Annotated in this window: 14 protein-coding genes; 6 read left to right on the top strand and 8 right to left on the bottom strand. The window is 40.3% G+C overall.

The features are described from left to right. Positions 1-6: 6 nt before the first annotated feature. Complete coding sequence (locus RMY32_RS23495) at positions 7-1,725, bottom strand: hypothetical protein (RefSeq protein WP_322713421.1); 1,719 nt, start codon at positions 1,723-1,725, stop codon at positions 7-9. A 490-nt stretch (positions 1,726-2,215) separates the two neighbouring features. Between RMY32_RS23495 and RMY32_RS23490 the strand changes: the two genes are divergently transcribed. From RMY32_RS23490 to RMY32_RS23470, 5 genes are all read left to right on the top strand, one after another. Next, positions 2,216-2,683, top strand: coding sequence for a MarR family transcriptional regulator (locus RMY32_RS23490; protein WP_322713420.1), 468 nt, complete (start codon positions 2,216-2,218; stop codon positions 2,681-2,683). A gap of 161 nt (positions 2,684-2,844) precedes the next feature. Then, positions 2,845-4,317 carry an HlyD family efflux transporter periplasmic adaptor subunit gene (locus RMY32_RS23485; protein ID WP_322713419.1) on the top strand — a complete coding sequence of 491 codons (1,473 nt, stop codon included), beginning with the start codon at positions 2,845-2,847 and terminating at the stop codon, positions 4,315-4,317. Between the two features lie 130 nt (positions 4,318-4,447). After that, positions 4,448-5,707 (top strand): MFS transporter, encoded by a 1,260-nt coding sequence (locus RMY32_RS23480; protein WP_322713418.1) that lies wholly within the window; start codon positions 4,448-4,450, stop codon positions 5,705-5,707. 170 nt (positions 5,708-5,877) lie between these two features. Continuing rightward, positions 5,878-7,473: a DHA2 family efflux MFS transporter permease subunit gene (locus tag RMY32_RS23475; RefSeq protein WP_322713417.1), complete on the top strand. Its 1,596-nt coding sequence runs from the start codon at positions 5,878-5,880 to the stop codon at positions 7,471-7,473. 48 nt (positions 7,474-7,521) lie between these two features. Next, positions 7,522-8,103, top strand: a complete 582-nt coding sequence (locus RMY32_RS23470; protein ID WP_322713416.1) for a Uma2 family endonuclease — start codon at positions 7,522-7,524, stop codon at positions 8,101-8,103. Here RMY32_RS23470 and RMY32_RS23465 read toward each other — a convergent pair. From RMY32_RS23465 to acs, 7 genes are all read right to left on the bottom strand, one after another. Next, complete coding sequence (locus RMY32_RS23465) at positions 8,100-8,858, bottom strand: Uma2 family endonuclease (RefSeq protein ID WP_322713415.1); 759 nt, start codon at positions 8,856-8,858, stop codon at positions 8,100-8,102. The genes RMY32_RS23470 and RMY32_RS23465 overlap by 4 nt on opposite strands. A gap of 150 nt (positions 8,859-9,008) precedes the next feature. Further along, a complete protein-coding gene (locus tag RMY32_RS23460) occupies positions 9,009-9,704 on the bottom strand; it encodes a dCTP deaminase domain-containing protein (protein WP_322713414.1) in 696 nt (231 codons plus the stop codon). After that, positions 9,701-10,657 (bottom strand): nucleoside triphosphate pyrophosphohydrolase family protein, encoded by a 957-nt coding sequence (locus RMY32_RS23455; RefSeq protein ID WP_322713413.1) that lies wholly within the window; start codon positions 10,655-10,657, stop codon positions 9,701-9,703. Before RMY32_RS23455 ends, RMY32_RS23460 begins: the two co-directional genes overlap by 4 nt. Positions 10,658-10,767: 110 nt before the next feature. After that, positions 10,768-11,259, bottom strand: coding sequence for a DUF1643 domain-containing protein (locus RMY32_RS23450; protein ID WP_322713412.1), 492 nt, complete (start codon positions 11,257-11,259; stop codon positions 10,768-10,770). A 32-nt stretch (positions 11,260-11,291) separates the two neighbouring features. Beyond that, a complete protein-coding gene (locus RMY32_RS23445; RefSeq protein WP_322713411.1) occupies positions 11,292-12,506 on the bottom strand; it encodes a nucleotide kinase domain-containing protein in 1,215 nt (404 codons plus the stop codon). A 156-nt stretch (positions 12,507-12,662) separates the two neighbouring features. Beyond that, the gene (locus RMY32_RS23440; protein WP_322713410.1) at positions 12,663-13,343 is read right to left on the bottom strand and encodes a tetratricopeptide repeat protein; all 681 of its coding nucleotides are present in this window, start codon (positions 13,341-13,343) and stop codon (positions 12,663-12,665) included. 129 nt (positions 13,344-13,472) lie between these two features. Beyond that, positions 13,473-15,446 (bottom strand): acetate--CoA ligase, encoded by a 1,974-nt coding sequence (acs, locus tag RMY32_RS23435; protein WP_322713409.1) that lies wholly within the window; start codon positions 15,444-15,446, stop codon positions 13,473-13,475. Between the two features lie 580 nt (positions 15,447-16,026). Here acs and RMY32_RS23430 point away from each other — a divergent pair. Next, a complete protein-coding gene (locus tag RMY32_RS23430; protein WP_322713408.1) occupies positions 16,027-17,601 on the top strand; it encodes an adenosine deaminase in 1,575 nt (524 codons plus the stop codon). Positions 17,602-17,912: the final 311 nt, after the last annotated feature.

Genomic DNA, 17,912 nt, shown 5'->3' with positions numbered 1-17,912 from the left:
TCTTCGCTACTGTTTGATACATTCTGTTTTGAGAAGGACTAAATTATCAGTCTCAAAAACTGCACAAGAGTTAATTAATGTTGCTAAAACAGGTAAAGTCTTCTGTAAATTTGCGTTCGCTTGTTGTGCGGCTGGCTGATATTGTTGTAGCCAAGTGTTTTTAGTTATATATTCTGGAAGGAATGCAGAACGTTCTAATAACCAAAAAGTTATGTGGTATTTTTGAATAAAGTCTTTAATCTGATTAATATCATCAGTATATTGGGCATTAATAAGGTCAATCATCCGCTGGCGAAATTGAGCGTAATATTTTGTATGGATCGGTAATGCATATTCTTTACCCACCAAAATTGTTCTTTGAGCAAAGATGGGTATGTTATCTGCTTCTTGGGAAGTAGAGGCTATGACAATATTTTGCGGTTGCTTTTGCAAAAAATTATATAAAGTTGGGGCTTGACCTGCTAAATAAGGGGTTTTGGGAAAAACTTTTAAGCTACTAGGGTACAAAATGAGTCCTGCACCAAGGATCGTAATAGTCCCTAAAATTAAAATTTGTCTGCCATTTTGTCTCGACCATCGCAATGCAGCATCTAAAATTATGGTAATAGAGATTGCTGCTGCCAGAGCAAGTACTATCTTAAAAGTATGATGGGTGTAGCGGCTAGGCCAGTGCAGTTTAAAAGCTAAGGCATGGGCAGTAAAAAACATGATTAAACTGGCTATTATTACCTGTAGTAATAGTTTGACTTCATCCTTGACTTGTTTGGTTAGGAGAAAGTGAGACTGGAATTTCAGGAGAATTGGTAATAACAAACCAAATAATAGTTGAGGAGGTGCAATTAAAGCAAAAAAACCGCTATCTCTACCATCAAACCAATAACTAATAATATTATGAGTAAAATACCTGAATCTTCCTCCATCCCAGTACTCTGGCATAGTTCTCGCAACAGCAGCAGTAATTGTCGGGCCAAATTGTGATGATTGAATAGTATAAGGTAAAATTAGGATGCCAGCAGTTATAGTGGCTGCTACAAATAAAATAAAATCTTTTCGGTTATGAGAAATAGTTATCTGCCCATTCTGCCAGCGAAATAGTCTCAAAAGTAAGATTAATAAATTGATAAAACCTATGATAGGGTATATTAAACATTGAAGCGCAAATACAATCAATATACCAAATACGGAAGACCGGATTAAATAATATATAAAAGCTAAAACCAGGGAATAAATAAAATCTCTAGGTGTAGCAGAAAATAGGTCATCATGAAGGCAAAGGCTTTGATTTAAAAGTAAAGAGGCGATAAACCCTGCCATTGGTACTGGTAATATCTCCATAGCAACTACAAAGCAATAGCTAGTCGTAATTAGTCCCAGTACTAATGGAAAAATTTTACCAAATAAAATTGGATCTATATTTAAAGCTGCAATTATTTTATAAACAATACTATACCCAATTGGTGTCACCGACTGAAAATAATCAGCAATTAAATCCCCAGGAAATAAATCTGGGTTAAAGTAACGATAGACCCAAGAAATATATTCCCGTGCATCGTCGCTCACTATATATTTGCTGGTGAAAGCTTGTCGCAGCCCCATCAAAATATAACCAACAGCAAAAGTTAGACTGAGACTGTACCAAAAAAGAACAGTCAATCTAGATTGATTTTGTTTGCTGTTTTGAGTAATAGGTGCTGTTAAAAATTTTTGTAATAGTGAAATTAGCATTGCACGCGTCTATGTCTGAATAAATTATGTTAATTAGAAAAATTAAAAGCTTTTTTCAATTTTTCTGATTGTACAATCTTCAAGTACTGAGCGGTCATTTATCAAGCCAATAATTCTAGTAACACTCTGTTTTTTACCCAGAACGAAAGGTCATGAAAGCCGAACTGTCTGGATTAAGCCGGGGACTGGGGGCTGGGGACTGGGAAGGAGGAATAAAGGTGTACTGAGTTTTTTTCACAAATCAAATATGAGTTTTATATCTTCCCATTCATATCCAACAAGTAGCCTCTATTTCGCAAATACCAGTTTTGAGCTATGCTTGGATCAATGCTGACCAGTCCCCTAAATTACCTTGGTCTTACCGCATTCTTGGTACAGTAAAAGAGTACCAGTTGATTCAAGTTCTTCCCTAAGATAGATGTAAAGTAACTATTGCTAAAAGAAATTAGTTTAGTTAGAATAATAGTACGCACACTAAGTATTTTGCTAAATGGTTTCTACATCTAATCACTCCCCAACCTTAGAGTCGTGGCAGCAAAATCTGGCACCATACAATTTGGGCTACAGAATTAAATTAGTCTCACAATTGCTGAGTCGCAAGTTTACTGAGAGGCTAGAACCCTTTGGACTGACACCATTTCACTGGTTGGTGTTATGCTGTCTTTGGCAAGAAGATGGTTTACCTACTTCTAGTATTGGAGACAAACTCAAACAAGTGGGAGGCACTTTAACAGGCGTACTAGATCGGATGGAAGAACGCGGTTTGGTGCGTCGCGAACGCGACACTCAAGACCGGCGCATCTGGCGAATCTGGCTCACGGATGCAGGAAAGGAATTAGAAGCTGTTTTACCGCCAATCGCCGCAGCCGTGCGTGATGAAGCAATGGATGGTATTTCCTTTGCCGATCGCGAACTGTTTTCCCAAATCTTGAATCGAGCGATCACTAACCTGTCTTAAAGATGATTTTATAATCACCCGACCGGGGGAGGCAGTGTAAAGATATGTTTTGAGATAATATTACGCATACTAAGGAATAAGGATTTTTTTCCGAGAAAACTACGCATTCTAAATAAACGACTATTAATCAAGTTATTGAACGGGCAAACGAGGTAAGAATCATGGGTGCTAATACTTTAAACGGACGCAACGGACACAAAACCCCAGTTTTAGAAAAAGAAGTGATTCCCGATTTAGAGAGTTTAGAAACTGTTACTACAGAGACATCCGCAACAGCAGAAGCGCCTGTTGTAACTCCTGAGACAGAGAAAGAAGTTCCAGCGAAACCGAAGCGGAAAAGACCGACTGGTTTAATTTTGGCAGGATTAGGCGTAGGTGCGATCGCCGCAGGTACTTTTGGTCTTCACTACTGGCAATACGCCTCTACCCACCAGGAAACAGACAACGCCACCGTCGCGGGAAATATTCACCAAGTTAGTAGTCGCATTCCCGGAACTGTAAGTGAAGTGCTGGTGAATGACAACCAACTGGTGCAACCGGGACAATTGTTGGTGAAATTAGATCCACGGGACTATGAAAGTAAGGTGCAACAGGCACAAGCCGCCCTCGAAAATGCTCGTGGTCAAGCGCAAGCTGCTCAAGCAAATATTGCTTTGAGTTCACAAACCACCACTGGTAAGACAACTCAAGCGCAAGGAGATGTCAGTGGTGCAGTAGCAGCAATTTCCACAGCCCAAGCAGCAGTCCAAGAAGCTCAAGCTGGGATACCAGCAGCGCAAGCTGAAGTCAGACTAGCCGAAGCAGGGATTCCTGCCGCCCAAGCGCAGGTAGCGCAAACAAATGCGAATTTGGAAAATGCCCAAGCAGATTACAATCGTTACAACCAGTTGTATCAATCAGGTGCGATCGCTCGCCAGCAGCTAGACGCATCCAAGGCTGCTTTTAACGTAGCTACAGCACAAAGGAATGCTGCTCTTCAGGGAGTACAACAAGCCCAAGCCAGGTTAGCCTCTGCGAGAGTTGGTGTTGCCAAAGCCCAGTCTCAGTTAGCACAAGCGCAAGAAAATGTCACTAACGCCCAAGCTAAATTGGCAGCATCTAAGGGAGGATTGCAACAAGCTACCGCAGGCGGACAAGATACCACAGTCAAACGCAGTCAATACGAAGCGGCAAAAGCGGCGATCGCCCAATCAGAAGCATCGCTCAAAGACGCACAACTGCAACTATCTTATGTAAATGTTACCGCCCCCAGTGCTGGACGGGTAGGTAGGAAAAATGTGGAAGTTGGCAACCGCGTCGCAGCCGGAACACCATTAATGGCGATCGTCGATAACAGCTATTGGGTAGTTGCGAACTTCAAAGAAACTCAATTAGAAAAGATGCGGCCAGGAGAGCCAGTAGAGATCAAGTTAGATAGTTTCCCTCATCACACCTTTATCGGTCGTGTTGACAGTATTTCGCCAGCTTCCGGCGCTCAGTTTGCCTTATTGCCACCCGATAATGCTACAGGTAACTTTACTAAAGTCGTCCAACGCATTCCAGTAAAAGTAGTTTTCGACCAAAAGAGCATTCAAGGATACGAATCGCGGATTACTCCTGGGATGTCTGCGGAAGTTGCGGTGGAAGTCAAGTAATACCAAATCGGCTGAAAACAGATGAAAAACCTCCTTCTACCTATGACATTCTCCTACATCTAAAGAGAGGCGTATAGAGATCGGGTGAAATGATATCTATGAAAGCAGATTGGTATAAAACAAGCCTGAGATGAAAAAACCGCTACTACCTGCATTAAGGTCAAGAAACTACCAACTGTTTTTTGCTGGGCAAGGTATTTCCCTAATTGGGACGTGGATGACGCAACTTGCCACAATTTGGCTAGTTTATGACTTGACAAAATCCCCATTCATGCTGGGAGTTGTGGGATTTTCTAGTCAAATTCCTAACTTTTTTTTAGCTCCCTTTGGTGGAGTATTTGTAGATCGCTTTTCTCGGTATCGTACCTTAATTGGTACGCAAGTCTTGGCGATGATTCAATCGTTAACATTAGCAGTGCTGGCGCTAACTGGAGTGATTGAGGTATGGCACATCATCGCCTTGAGCTTGTTTCAAGGATTTATTAACGCCTTAGATGCGCCAGCCCGTCAAGCTTTTGTGCCAGAATTAGTTGAACGCAGAGAAGATTTAGCCAATGCGATCGCAATTAATTCCACGATGTTCAACGGAGCTAGATTAATTGGCCCTGCGATCGGGGGTTTATTAATTGCTGGCGTTGGAACTGGCTATTGTTTTTTGATTGATGGTTTGAGCTACGTTGCTGTAATCGCCGGTTTATTGGCGATGAAAGTTAAACCTTGGAAAAATTCGGTAACTGATGGTAATCCCTTGCAAAAAGTCAAAGAGGGATTTGTATATGCCTTTAGCTTCTCACCCATTCGCTCCATCTTATTGCTATCAGCTTTAGTCAGCCTGATGGGACTGCAAAACACTATTCTCGTCCCCGTTATTGCCGAACAAGTTCTCAAAGGTGGTGCAGAAAGTTTAGGGTTTTTGATGGCGGCATCTGGAGTTGGAGCCTTAACTGGAGGTATTTATCTAGCTACGCGCCAAACAATCTTAGGAATTGGGAAATTGATTGCTCTAGCTCCAGCAATTTTAGGAACTGGTTTAATTGCCTTTTCTTTATCTAGATTTTTACCACTCTCTTTATTTACAATGTTATTTGTTGGCTTAGGAACAATTCTCCAAATTGCTGCTAGCAACACATTTTTACAAACCATTGTTGAAGACGATAAACGCGGGCGATTGATGAGCTTATACACAATGTCATTTTTGGGAATGATTCCCGTAGGTAATTTATTAGGAGGTTTCCTAGCAAGTCGTATTGGCGCTCCTAACACTTTAATGATTGATGGGATAGCTTGTATTTTAGGGTCAATTATTTTTAGCAGACAGTTACCCGCTTTAAGGAAAATAATGCGTCCAATTTATGAGCGGAAAGGCATTATAACGGCTCCAGAAGGTTAAGAGAAATAGCCGCATTTAAATTTAATATTTATGCGAGCAAGGCTTGCTATAGTAATTATTTTTTATTTTTAGTGTTGCTGATTCAAACTCACGCATAGGCAAAGAACATATTAGTATAAAATTCAATAATAAAGTTTTTTGCTACTTCACCTTGAGACTGGAACAAACTTATGGCTAATACAGGTGTAATTCGTCAGCAAGGTCAAAATCCTGCTTTACCACCAGAGCGTGTACCGCTAAAAACTTGGATTGGTGTATTAGCCAGTATGCTTGGTGCATTTATGGCAGTATTGGATATTCAAATAACTAATGCTTCGCTGCAAGATATTCAAGCAAGTTTAGGAGCAACTCTCGAAGAAGGTTCTTGGATTTCTACCGCCTATCTCGTCGCAGAAATTGTGGTAATTCCTCTAACAGGATGGTTGTCACGAGTATTTTCTCTGCAACGTTATTTATTAGTTAATACTGCTCTCTTTATCTTCTTTTCTATATGCTGTGCTTGGGCATGGGATCTGAATTCCATGATTTTCTTTCGCGCCTTGCAAGGTTTTAGCGGAGGAGTTTTAATTCCCACTGCTATGACAGTTGTCTTAACAACTTTACCCCAATCAAAACAATCAGTCGGACTGGCTGCATTTGGGTTTAGTGCAGTTTTTGCACCCTCAATTGGCCCGACATTAGGAGGTTGGTTAACCGAAAATTTTGGTTGGGAATACAACTTTTATATAAATGTAATTCCAGGAGCATTAATGCTGGCTGGTGTTTGGTATGGAATTAAGCAAGAAAAACCCCAAATTAATTTACTCAAACAAGGTGATTGGTGGGGAATTATTGCGATGGCTATTGGCTTAGGTTCCCTACAAGTTGTTTTAGAAGAAGGTAGCCGTAAAGATTGGTTTGGTTCAGCGTTGATTGTGCGCTTAAGTGTAATTGCGGCAATTTTTTTGGCAATATTTTTCTTTATAGAATTAACTCGGAAGCAACCATTTATTAATTTACGGCTTTTATCTAGACGTAACTTTGGTTTAGCCAGTATTGTTAATGTGTCTTTGGGAGTAGGATTGTATGGTTCAATTTATATTTTACCGTTGTATCTCGCTCAAATTCAACAATACAATGCTCTGCAAATTGGTGAAGTATTAATTTGGGCTGGTATTCCCCAACTATTTATTATTCCCTTCATACCAAAATTGATGCAACGCATTGACGTGCGTTTCATGGTAGCTTTTGGTGTGGCTTTGTTTTCCATCAGTGCATTTATGAACTCTGGAATGACTAATGAAACAGGGTTAGATCAATTACGCTGGTCGCAATTTGTGCGTGCAATGGGACAACCCCTAATTATGGTGCCGCTTAGTTCTATTGCTACTGCTGGTTTGAGTCCGAAAGAAGCAGGTTCAGCAAGTGGTTTATTTAATATGATGCGGAATCTAGGTGGTTCTATTGGAATTGCTTCTTTAGCAACTTTATTAGCAAGTAGAGAGCAATTCCACTCGAATAGATTGGGTGATGGAGTATCTTTATATAACCCAGAAATTCAACAACGAATTGACCAAATGACGCAGTATTTTGTCAGTAAAGGAGCAGATTTAAGTACAGCACAAAATCAGGCGATCGCATCTATATCTAATATAGTCCGCCGGGAAGCATTTGTGATGGCTTTTAACGATTGTTTCTACTTTATTGGCATTGCTTTGTTAGTTAGTGGAATTGCTATTTTATTCCTCAAAAAGGTGAAGCCAACTGGTGGCGCTGTTGCTCATTAGATTTGTTTTATAAGTTAAAATGTTTGATAAAACTACTCAGATACTAAAATGGGCGTTAGCCAAAGTGAGTACTATATCTCCCCAGAAGAATATTTAGAAGGTGAGAAATTTAGTGAAATCAAACACGAGTATATTGATGGGCAAGTCTACGCAATGGCAGGAGCAAGTGATGCTCATGTCACAGTTAGCATGAATGTATCAATGCTATTGCGAAACCATCTCCGGGGTAGTGGTTGCCGTGTCTATATGTTAGACATGAAAGCACAAATCGAGGTCATAAATCGCTATTTTTATCCCGATGTAATGGTGACTTGCGATCCACGAGATAAAGAATTTGAATATTTTAAGTCCCATCCTTGCTTAATTATCGAAGTGCTTTCTGAGTCAACCGAAGGCTATGACAGAGGGAAGAAATTTGCTAGTTACCGACACTTAGAATCGCTACAAGAATATGTGCTAATTTCACCAGATAGAATGAGTGTAGAATGCTTCCGCCGCAACGAACAAGGACAGTGGGTACTTTACCCTTATGAACAAGAGGGAGAAGTGCATTTAGCTAGCGTTGATTTTCGGTGTGCGATCGCAGAAATATATGAAGATGTAATATTAGTAGATGAGAATATTTCCTAATCTAACATTTCTGGATCAATTCCTAAAGCATTGAGTTGTTCAGCAGATAGCGATCGCAATTTCTCTACAATTCTCTCCCGCTTTTGCCGCTCATTCACAGCACGTTCCTCACCTGTTAGCAGTAAATTTCCTTGTATATCCCACCACCGCAACCAAGGTAACTCTGCATTTTGATAAAATCCTTGCCAGATTCCTAACTCTACACCCATAGGAGCAATTGGGTAATGCCCTCGTTCATTGGGTTGCATCAGTTGATAAGTATTATCGACTAGGTGAAAAACTTGCACTTGTGCTTTTGCTACTTCATAAATTCCATAATAAGGCACTCGAATTGCCTGCTCATAAACCCAAAACTTACCAACATTTCCACCTTCACCTTGAGATGGCGGTGTGTTATCTCGTTCTTCTGAACCATCTCCAGAGACAAATTCAATCACAATTAAGGGCGCAACATACTCCTTCCACAACACATAAGAACGGCGCATTTTACCGTTAAGTGTCGATGGTACATTGGGTACATAAAACCAGTCTGGTGCTTCAGCCCCTTTTTCAGGAGGATCTGTTAATCGCCCGTAGATACCAGAATCTTGTCCAATACAATATTGACTGTCGGGATGAAGTTTCTCTAAAACAGGTTTAATTGAATCTGTAATTAAAATGCTTTGCGGATGCTCCTGAAGATTTTTCACAAATGTACCGTCTGAGTCTGGTAACTGCGTGTGGTCAGGTAAAGTTAATGCAGATAAGGAAGTCATAGGTACAACCAAAATTATATTTGTATTTTATTTATTATCTTAATAAATCTAACAAGCTTTGTTGTACTAGAATACTTGAGATTTAGGAATTTTGTACTTATTTCATGTAAGTATATAACAACGGCTTAAATTCATTTCATCAATTTCAAATTAATAAATGGTAAGAGAAGATTTAATCATATTGAGTAATGGCTGTATAAATATATCCACTATTGGCTTTGCAAAAGCAAGTAGAACCCCAATAGCAATCGTCAAGACTACAGTCTGTTTGATAGAATAATTTTCTACTTTTTTCTCCAGTTCATCTAAACGTTTGACTAAAGAAGGAAGAGAAGAAACTAAATCAGGACTATTCATTAAATCAGTGGGAATTAAATCATAACCTTTCTTATCTCGTGGCTTTTCATCGTCTTTATCTAAGTCTGCATACCATATAGAAAAAACTTTCTCGCCTCTTGCTATATGAAGGTGAAGAGGCCCAGCATTATAAACAGCGAAAATTAGTTTGCCATTATAGCCAGGATCGACATGAAGACCGGAAACATTAATCAGCCCCTTTGACTTAAATTTGAATTTAATTGAAATCAATGCAAGTGCATTGTTAGGAACTTTGATTATTTCAGAAGTTATCAGAAATGCAAACTGTCCTGGAGGGATAGAAACAGTTTCCTTTTGTCCGAGAATAATTTTTTTCCGTTCTTTCGGAGGTGTATCAGGAAGAGCTGAAATATAAACTTCTTCCCCTAAACACAATTCGTATGATGCAGACTGAACTTGAGCCTCATAAAATGGTTCAATTAAACTGGGAAGACGAGAACTCAAAGTTTGTGATGACCAAAAACTCATTTTTTTACCTGCAAGCTATCGTTAAGTGAATGTTTTATTTCCACACAGGCTAAACGTAGACTAGACTCTTCCAAATAGGTTATCAAGCGTGCATCAAGATCAACGACTATCCTTCCTCCTCGATTTTTCTCTACCTGTCGCCAGACATCATAGCCCATCAAAATTGCTTTCTCCCAATCACCTAGCGAACATTGAGAAACTTCTAAATGCGATGTCATATTTTTGATAGTCTTTAATAGTTGGTAATCTAATGTTGAAACGCCTTCTAAGAAACCGTGATCTTTGGCATAGCTAAATACAAGTGCTGATATACCTTCCTCAATAGCTACTGCACGACCGCCGTCTTCAACTTCGTCAATATTAGAATTACTTTTGCGCTTACGTTTAAGCATACTACGAGTGACAACTGACCAACCTAAAACTGCGGCATAGGAAAAATGGAAAACATCATGAAAGCGGTACCCATCACTTATATAGGAATTATCAGTGAGGTCATTTCCAATCTGTTTTTTGTTTATAAATGCCTTCATTTTAACTGAATTATCTTTGCTTACCTCCGTAATTTCTACTTCAAACTTTCGTGGTAAACTTTCATATTCAGGGAAGTCATTATCAAATATGTAGCTTGTAGCTTTATCATCTATTATATCTGAATCTCTCCATCCCCAGCGATCACGGCACTTTCTCAAATTATCTTCCGCAATTTCTTCCAAATTAAGGTTAAATTTGCTTGCTAAATTGGAAATATACCAAAGCATATCTCCCAACTCTTCCGCGATACCTTCTTTAAATAGTTTGTGTGCATCACCGTCGCGTAAATGTTTTTTATACTCAGTCATCAATGAGCCAACTTCACCCACTAAACCGAGAAGAGGTATTATTAGTTCGGTATTTTCTACAGCAGGAATCTGGTTTGTATTAAGTGCTTGTGTTTGATAATCAGAAAAATTCATAATTAAGCTACCCCATTTTACAGTTTTTGATTATGGTAGTTTTCATAAATGATTAAAATAGAAATTTAATAATAAATAAAAATTCTTGCTATTAGAAAAATCAATTACCGTTATAAGGAATTAATAGGAAAAATAATTCTTTCTGTAGTAGCCGCAAGACGTACAGGATGCCGTGGATGTCCATCTTTTGTTATACGACCCAGAGAGTAGGGAGATTTATCATAAATTAGATTTAGCACTTGTTTATTCCGATTCTGGATTTCGGGATACTTACCCCCACCCCATGCCACAATAATTGAGTCAGCCCGTTTTGTTGCTAATTGAATATAACAGTTATTTTCTGATCCTACAGGATCAGGCGTTACGTAAAGATCAGCACGTTGCGTAGCACGATAAGCAAATAGGTTAACCACTTCAAGAGAACCATAACCCCAAGACTTAGCAAAGTTAATACATCTAGTAAGTGTCCTATCATCTTTTTCAGCATCTGCGGTACTTGGATTAAGCATCACAAAAGTAACTTGCGGCAAACTTGCATCCCACCTACGCCCTAGTAAGTAGCGATACTTTTTAGTGGTGTCGAAGTCGGCATATCTTTCCATATCAACGTGCTTAACTTTGAATTACTGCTGAGTTATGATACCCAGTTTGATTCAAACAAGCACAATTGTTGAAATTTTTCTATTTGTGTATTCTGTAAAGCCTTTGATCTTTTACTTTTGTGCTTAAATTGAGACTCCTCATCAGATGTTTTGTAAGCTTTTGATCCATTTTCTATAATTAGAGACGTTGCTTTTACCGTTGAGTCTAATTCCAAAGACAATTGCTGATAACTATTATTGATTTGTTGTAAACTAGCAAAATCTGATTTTGGCAATTTATGTCCTACTTTTTCTTGAATTTTATCGTTAAGTTGCCATTTAGGTGGATAAAAATAATCAATTGATTGAGGCGTTGAAGTAAATTTTGATTTTATTTTTTTGCGATTACTTTTCAAATCAGGAAATGCTGCTCGGCAGTATTTATCAGTTTCACAAAAAAGATTTTGACAGTCTATAGCTTGTAGCGGACGACCCCAGAGTGATTGAAAATTTAACCCTAATCGTTGAAACTCTCTTTCTTGATTTTCAGTCATCCAATGAATTATATCAGTATATGTTTTACCATCTGTATCAATGAAACACTTGCTGATACCACGTTCGGCTCCTGGGCCTGCTATAGTAAAACTGTTTTCGTCAAAGTTGATAATTTCACTGTAGTTAATATCTGTCGCTAATTGGTAAGCCATAAACTTACCTAACAATGGATATCCTTGAATGATTTGAAAAACGTCTTCAAACTTTTTTGCTTTAACTATGCAATTTACTACCCTATCTTGGGCAACCATTTTATCAATTAACGCCAAATGGTTTTGGTGTTTTTTATCATAACCAAACTCTTTGCTGGCACAAGACATATACGCACTAGTGTAAATAACATATCCAAGATTCATAGCCTCTTGTAATATATTTGAATACAGATTTGAGTCGAAATTAGACAGTGTAATATAGTCTCCTATTTTGTTTTCCAAATATTCCCATGTCTCTATTTTATTAAAAATTTTAAATAGCAGAATCCGTAAAATTACTTCTTCTTCATTCTTGCTCCTCTTCTCATCGTAAATTACGTTTTTGATCAGATATTGTGAAACGCGATCGCTTGCTCGATATGCATTACAAAATTTATAAGTATTAATAATCGGGTCACTCGTCCACGGTGGTGGTACGTTATTAATTTTGTTAAAAAATACTTCCTGGCGCATAGTAGCAAATCGCCAATAAGTATCAAAAATTTCTTGTCTTACTTGCATACACGGTTCTCTTGGTTTATCGTCATCAGTTTCAAACCTGTTTTTTATTCATAAGCGAAGATTATACGACAACTGCCGCATAATCTTCGTATCCGATCGCATTTCTAGCAAAGCATCCTTAAAGCCGATCGCAGCAACTCTTCTTAACTATGATTTTCATGAAACACCAGGATCGTCAGCAGTTTTGATCTCTTTTAAAATTCGTTCTACTTGGTTAACTTTTTCACCTCTATTCTGCTCTTTGAAAATATTTAAAGCTTTTTCTAAAGAAGATAGCGCCTCATCTTTTTTATTTGTTTGCCACATTGCTAGCGCAAAATTAGTCAGTGCCTCGCCATAATTAGGATTAATTTCCAGAGCTTTTTTATATTCAGTAATGGCTTCTTGCCAGCGACTTTGACTTGCGTAAACCATACCGCTTGCATTGTAGGCTAGAGCATATTTTGGCTTAAGGCGAATGGCTTCTTGATAGGCGCTAATCGCTTCTTCTGATTTTTTTTGCTGAAAAAGCACGTTTCCTAATTGAAAGTGCCCAAAAGCATCTTCTGGGAATTTTTTAATAAATTGGCGTAAATTTTCTTCTGCACCTTTAAAGTCTCCTTGACTATAGAGAGTATTAGCTTGTTGGATTAGCTGCGATCGCTCTGGTGTATCTGTACCTGAAGATTGGGCGATTTTTTGTGGTTGTCTCTGTGCAAACTGTTCTGGCGAATGCAAAGAAACTTGTCCAGGAACCGCTAACACTAATGGTGATATCCCCATTACACTGATAATACTCAGCATCATACAGCCAATAGGTTGAACAAATGCTGATTTGGATTTGCACTTCACCTTCATCGCCCTGAATGCCTCAATAATGTTCTAATCTTTATGATAAATTGGCCTGGGTTAGCGCGTAATGCATCACAAGAGAGACGATAAGGGCGCACATATATATGCGCCCTTATTAAGCTAATTTGGAATTATTTACACACCTTCTCGTAACTTATCCAACACACCCCGATCTTCCAATGTAGAAGTATCTCCAGATACCTCTTGTCCGGCAGCTAGATTCCGCAGCAAGCGCCGCATAATTTTACCCGATCGCGTTTTAGGCAAAGCGTCTGTAAAGCGAATTTCTCCGGGACGTGCGATCGCACCGATTTCTTTGACAACGTGCTGCTTGAGTTCTTTACTCAGTTCTTCACTTCCCTGATAAGTGCCTTCTAAAGTCACAAAAGCAACTACTTCTTCACCCTTAAGTTCATCCGGTTTACCCACTACCGCCGCTTCTGCAACTGCTGGATGGGAAACTAAGGCTGATTCTACTTCCATTGTACCGAGTCGATGCCCTGAGACATTCAACACGTCATCCACACGACCCATTACCCAGAAGTAGCCGTCTTCATCAAGTCTAGCGCCATCACCAGCAAAGTAAGTATAGTTCCCATCTTTGGGCGGAATGTGTTCCCAATAAGTGCGGCGGAAGCGTTCTGGATCGCCGTAAACTGTCCGCATCATTCCTGGCCAGGGATGGCGCACCGCCAAATAACCACCTTCTTTATTGGGTACGGTGTTTCCTTCTAGATCCACGATATCTGCAATAATTCCAGGGAAGGGGAGAGTTGCTGAACCGGGTTTAGTGGGAATTGCTCCTGGTAGCGGTGTAATCATGATACCGCCGGTTTCCGTTTGCCACCAAGTATCAACTATTGGACAACGTTCTCCACCTATAACTTTGTGATACCACATCCAAGCTTCGGGGTTAATCGGTTCGCCGACGGTTCCCAGCAAACGCAACGAAGACAAGTTTCGCGCATTCGGATGTTGTTCGCCCATCTTAATAAATGCCCGAATTGCTGTAGGTGCTGTATAAAAAATATTCACGCCGTATTTTTCAATTACATCCCAGAAACAGCCAGGATTAGAAGCACGGGGCGCACCTTCATACATTATCGTGGTTGCACCGTTGGAAAGCGGGCCGTAGACAATGTAGCTATGTCCCGTAATCCAACCGACATCTGCGGTACACCAGTATACATCTGTGTCTTGCAGGTCAAAGATCCACTTGGTGGTGATATGGGTATACAGATTATAACCAGCAGTTGTATGCACTACACCCTTCGGTTTGCCTGTGCTGCCAGAAGTGTAGAGGACAAACAGCATATCTTCACTGTCCATCGGTTCGGCGGGACAATCTGCTGATACACCTTTTTGCAAATCATGCCACCAATGGTCGCGTCCACCCAACTGCATATAAGTTTCTTGTCCGGTGCGCTTGACAACGAGGACATTTTCTACACTGGGAACAGCACCATCAGCCAAGGCTTTATCTACTTGTGCCTTGAGAGGAACGATCGCATCTTTGCGCCAACCACCATCAGCCGTAATTACTAACTTGGCTTGAGCATCGATTAAGCGATCGCGCAAAGCTTCGGCACTAAAACCACCAAATACTACGCTGTGGGGTGCGCCGATTCTGGCACAAGCTAACATGGCGATCGCAGCTTCGGGAATCATTGGCATATAAATACCAACGCGATCGCCTTTTTGTACGCCTAGTTGCTTCAATACATTGGCAAACTGGCAAACTTCCCGGTGCAGTTGGGCGTAGGTAAGGGTACGGGAATCACCTGGTTCTCCTTCCCAAATCAATGCGGCTTTATTTTTGCGCCAGGTAGTGAGATGTCTGTCAAGGCAATTGTAAGAAATATTCATCTTACCGCCAACGAACCACTTAGCAAAAGGTGGTTGCCAATCTAATACTGTGTCCCATTTTTGGAACCATTCTAATTCTTTTCCAGCCAAATCTGCCCAAAATTGCTGCGGATCGGCTTTGGCTTGGTCGTAGAGACGCTGATAGTCATCCAGACTTTTGATATGGGCGTTCTGCGAGAATTCTGAACTAGGATGAAAAAGGCGGTTTTCTTGTAGGATTGATTCTATAGTTGGTTGAGACATGATTACATTTACGAGCGGTATTGTTACTGAAAACTATTTTTAGCTTAGTTGTGCTAGACGCTGTTTAGATTTTCGTTAAGCTAGATAAAAATTGCTGAGTTATTTAGTTTACATTCATTTTTATCTAGAACTTATCAGTTAATACCATTATTAAGTCTGAATGAATCTCCAGATGCAATGTGAAACTGTTGCAAAAGTAGGAAGAAAAGTAATAAGTAGGTCGGCGTAAATAATTATTGTTGGAATAAGGCAGTTCTTGCTGGGGGCTTCTTAGCTGGGGGAGAAAGAGTTTGAGCCTTATTTACTTTTCTTTACATAATTTGGTTTTATTGCACCGACTTACTTAACACTGTGACTATCGATGTCAGCACTTGGTTTGAGTGGGCGCGAAGTAAGCGGATTGTGCTGGCAATACTAATGTTAAAAAATGATAAGTTCAGATTGAACTAAATAAAATTAATTAATACGTATCTATCTTAGGTTATAGTTTATTTGGCTTCTAAAGATTGATAGTTGATGGTTTTAAACAGCATGATAACTACACTCATACTGGCCATGTTTTACAAAAAAATAAATCTATATGCATAGACGAGCGTCCTTATATTATTTGTTTTTAGGAGTATTAACGAGTTCTAGCTGTTTTATCTTCAGTGTAGCAGCCCAAGTCCCATCTAATTCGCAGCAATCTTCGACTCGGAGTGAAGCTCAAGCTGCTAGTTGGTTTGAAGCCCATCGCGCTCAATCAGGCGCTTTACGAGCATTTGTACAACGAATGCCAAAGGGAGGAGATATCCACAGTCATCTCAGCGGGGCTGTGTACGCAGAACACTATCTGGAGTGGGCTGCTACCGATGGGTATTGTGTGAATCCAAAGGTAGGAACTTTAGTTGAACCATTAGCTTGCAGTCAGGACAGTAGTTATTTTCCAGCTTCAGAATTGTTAAACCGAACATCTATTTATGATTCCCTAATAAATCGTTGGTCTACTCGCAACCTCCAATTTGCTGGTAAATCAGGACACGACCAATTTTTTGAAGCTTTTAGTGGTTTTGGGACAATATCAGACTCTATGAGCCGTCGGGATGATATGGTCGCGTCAGTAGCAAATCGGGCAGCTTCGCAGCATATTACCTATCTAGAGTTAATGCTTACCGTTCAGGGGAGTGAGGTTCGACAGCTAGGGCGTGAAGTTGGTTGGAATCAAGATTTGCAAGAGATGCACCGTCAATTGCTCAAACGAGGATTAACCAAGCTAGTGACACTGGGCAGCCAGGAATTTGCACAGTTGGAGCGCGAAGTCTCGAAAACACTCGGTTGCGGCACTCCATCAGCACAGCCTGGATGTGCAGTGACGGTGCGCTATTTGCAGCAAACGACAAGAACAAAGTCGCCTGTTGAAGTGTTTGCTCAGTTAGCTTATGCCTTTGCACTAGCTTCATCGGATTCGCGGGTAGTTGGCATCAATCTCGTCGCCCCAGAAGACAACCCGATTGCACTGCGCGACTACACCCTGCAAATGCAAATGCTGCAATTTTTCAAACGCCAATATCCCGATGTCAAGGTCGCGCTCCATGCAGGAGAGTTAACTTTCGGTTTGGTTCCGACAGAGGATTTACGTTTTCATATTCGGCAAGCTGTAGAAGTGGCACAGGCATCTCGCATCGGACATGGCGTGGATATTCTTTTTGAGGAGCGTCCCTTCGAGTTGATGGAGCAAATGCGGCGACTCGGCGTGTTGGTCGAAATCTGCCTGACCAGTAATGAAGTCATTTTGAATGTCCAGGGAGATGAGCATCCTTTTACGGAGTATTGGAAGGCTGGAGTACCACTGACCCTTGCTTCAGATGATGAAGGCATTTCCCGGATTGATTTGAGTCATGAATATCTGTTAGCGGCAACGAGATATGGACTAGGATATAAAGACCTCAAGCGACTAGCTCGCAATAGCTTAGAATATAGTTTCGCTCCGGGAAATAGTCTCTGGAAGTCGCCTGAGTTTAAGGCAATGGTTCCAGCTTGTGCAAGCGATACCCCTGGTGAAACCTCTGTTTCTCAAGGGTGCAGTGCTTTTTTGCACAAGAACGATCGCGCGCGGATTCAATGGCACCTAGAGTCGGAATTTGCTCGGTTTGAGCCATTGCAGAACTGGCTTTGAGTGATTCTCACGAAAAATGTAAAGCGACAAATTAGAAGTCAAGTTTTTCATACCTGCAAGCTTTACTGGAAACAATACCTTTGCCAAAATTTTTCTTGGTACAAATGAAGCTGAGTTTGCAATGTTAGTTAGCGATCGCTACCAATGTCAAGGTTTAAAAACTGAAGTACTTATACCAATTTTTTATAAAGCTGCATAGAATTCGATCCCCCCTAGCCCCCCTTATAAAGGGGGGAACCAGAAAAACATATCAAAGTCCCCCAATTTATCGGGGGATTTAGGGGGATCTAGATATGTGTAACTTCACATTA

Source organism: Nostoc sp. ChiSLP03a (assembly GCF_034531215.2).
Lineage (GTDB): Bacteria > Cyanobacteriota > Cyanobacteriia > Cyanobacteriales > Nostocaceae > Nostoc.
Note: the sequence above shows the minus strand (reverse complement) of the source record. Positions and strands in the feature narration are given on the sequence as shown.

Bases quoted from the DNA above. Each gene is read 5' to 3' on its own strand.
- RMY32_RS23495 (WP_322713421.1), bottom strand. From the start codon at position 1,725: ATGCTAATTTCACTATTACAAAAATTTTTAACAGCACCTATTACTCAA.
- RMY32_RS23490 (WP_322713420.1), top strand. From the start codon at position 2,216: ATGGTTTCTACATCTAATCACTCCCCAACCTTAGAGTCGTGGCAGCAA.
- RMY32_RS23485 (WP_322713419.1), top strand. From the start codon at position 2,845: ATGGGTGCTAATACTTTAAACGGACGCAACGGACACAAAACCCCAGTT.
- RMY32_RS23480 (WP_322713418.1), top strand. From the start codon at position 4,448: ATGAAAAAACCGCTACTACCTGCATTAAGGTCAAGAAACTACCAACTG.
- RMY32_RS23475 (WP_322713417.1), top strand. From the start codon at position 5,878: ATGGCTAATACAGGTGTAATTCGTCAGCAAGGTCAAAATCCTGCTTTA.
- RMY32_RS23470 (WP_322713416.1), top strand. From the start codon at position 7,522: ATGGGCGTTAGCCAAAGTGAGTACTATATCTCCCCAGAAGAATATTTA.
- RMY32_RS23465 (WP_322713415.1), bottom strand. From the start codon at position 8,858: ATGACTTCCTTATCTGCATTAACTTTACCTGACCACACGCAGTTACCA.
- RMY32_RS23460 (WP_322713414.1), bottom strand. From the start codon at position 9,704: ATGAGTTTTTGGTCATCACAAACTTTGAGTTCTCGTCTTCCCAGTTTA.
- RMY32_RS23455 (WP_322713413.1), bottom strand. From the start codon at position 10,657: ATGAATTTTTCTGATTATCAAACACAAGCACTTAATACAAACCAGATT.
- RMY32_RS23450 (WP_322713412.1), bottom strand. From the start codon at position 11,259: ATGGAAAGATATGCCGACTTCGACACCACTAAAAAGTATCGCTACTTA.
- RMY32_RS23445 (WP_322713411.1), bottom strand. From the start codon at position 12,506: ATGCAAGTAAGACAAGAAATTTTTGATACTTATTGGCGATTTGCTACT.
- RMY32_RS23440 (WP_322713410.1), bottom strand. From the start codon at position 13,343: ATGAAGGTGAAGTGCAAATCCAAATCAGCATTTGTTCAACCTATTGGC.
- acs (WP_322713409.1), bottom strand. From the start codon at position 15,446: ATGTCTCAACCAACTATAGAATCAATCCTACAAGAAAACCGCCTTTTT.
- RMY32_RS23430 (WP_322713408.1), top strand. From the start codon at position 16,027: ATGCATAGACGAGCGTCCTTATATTATTTGTTTTTAGGAGTATTAACG.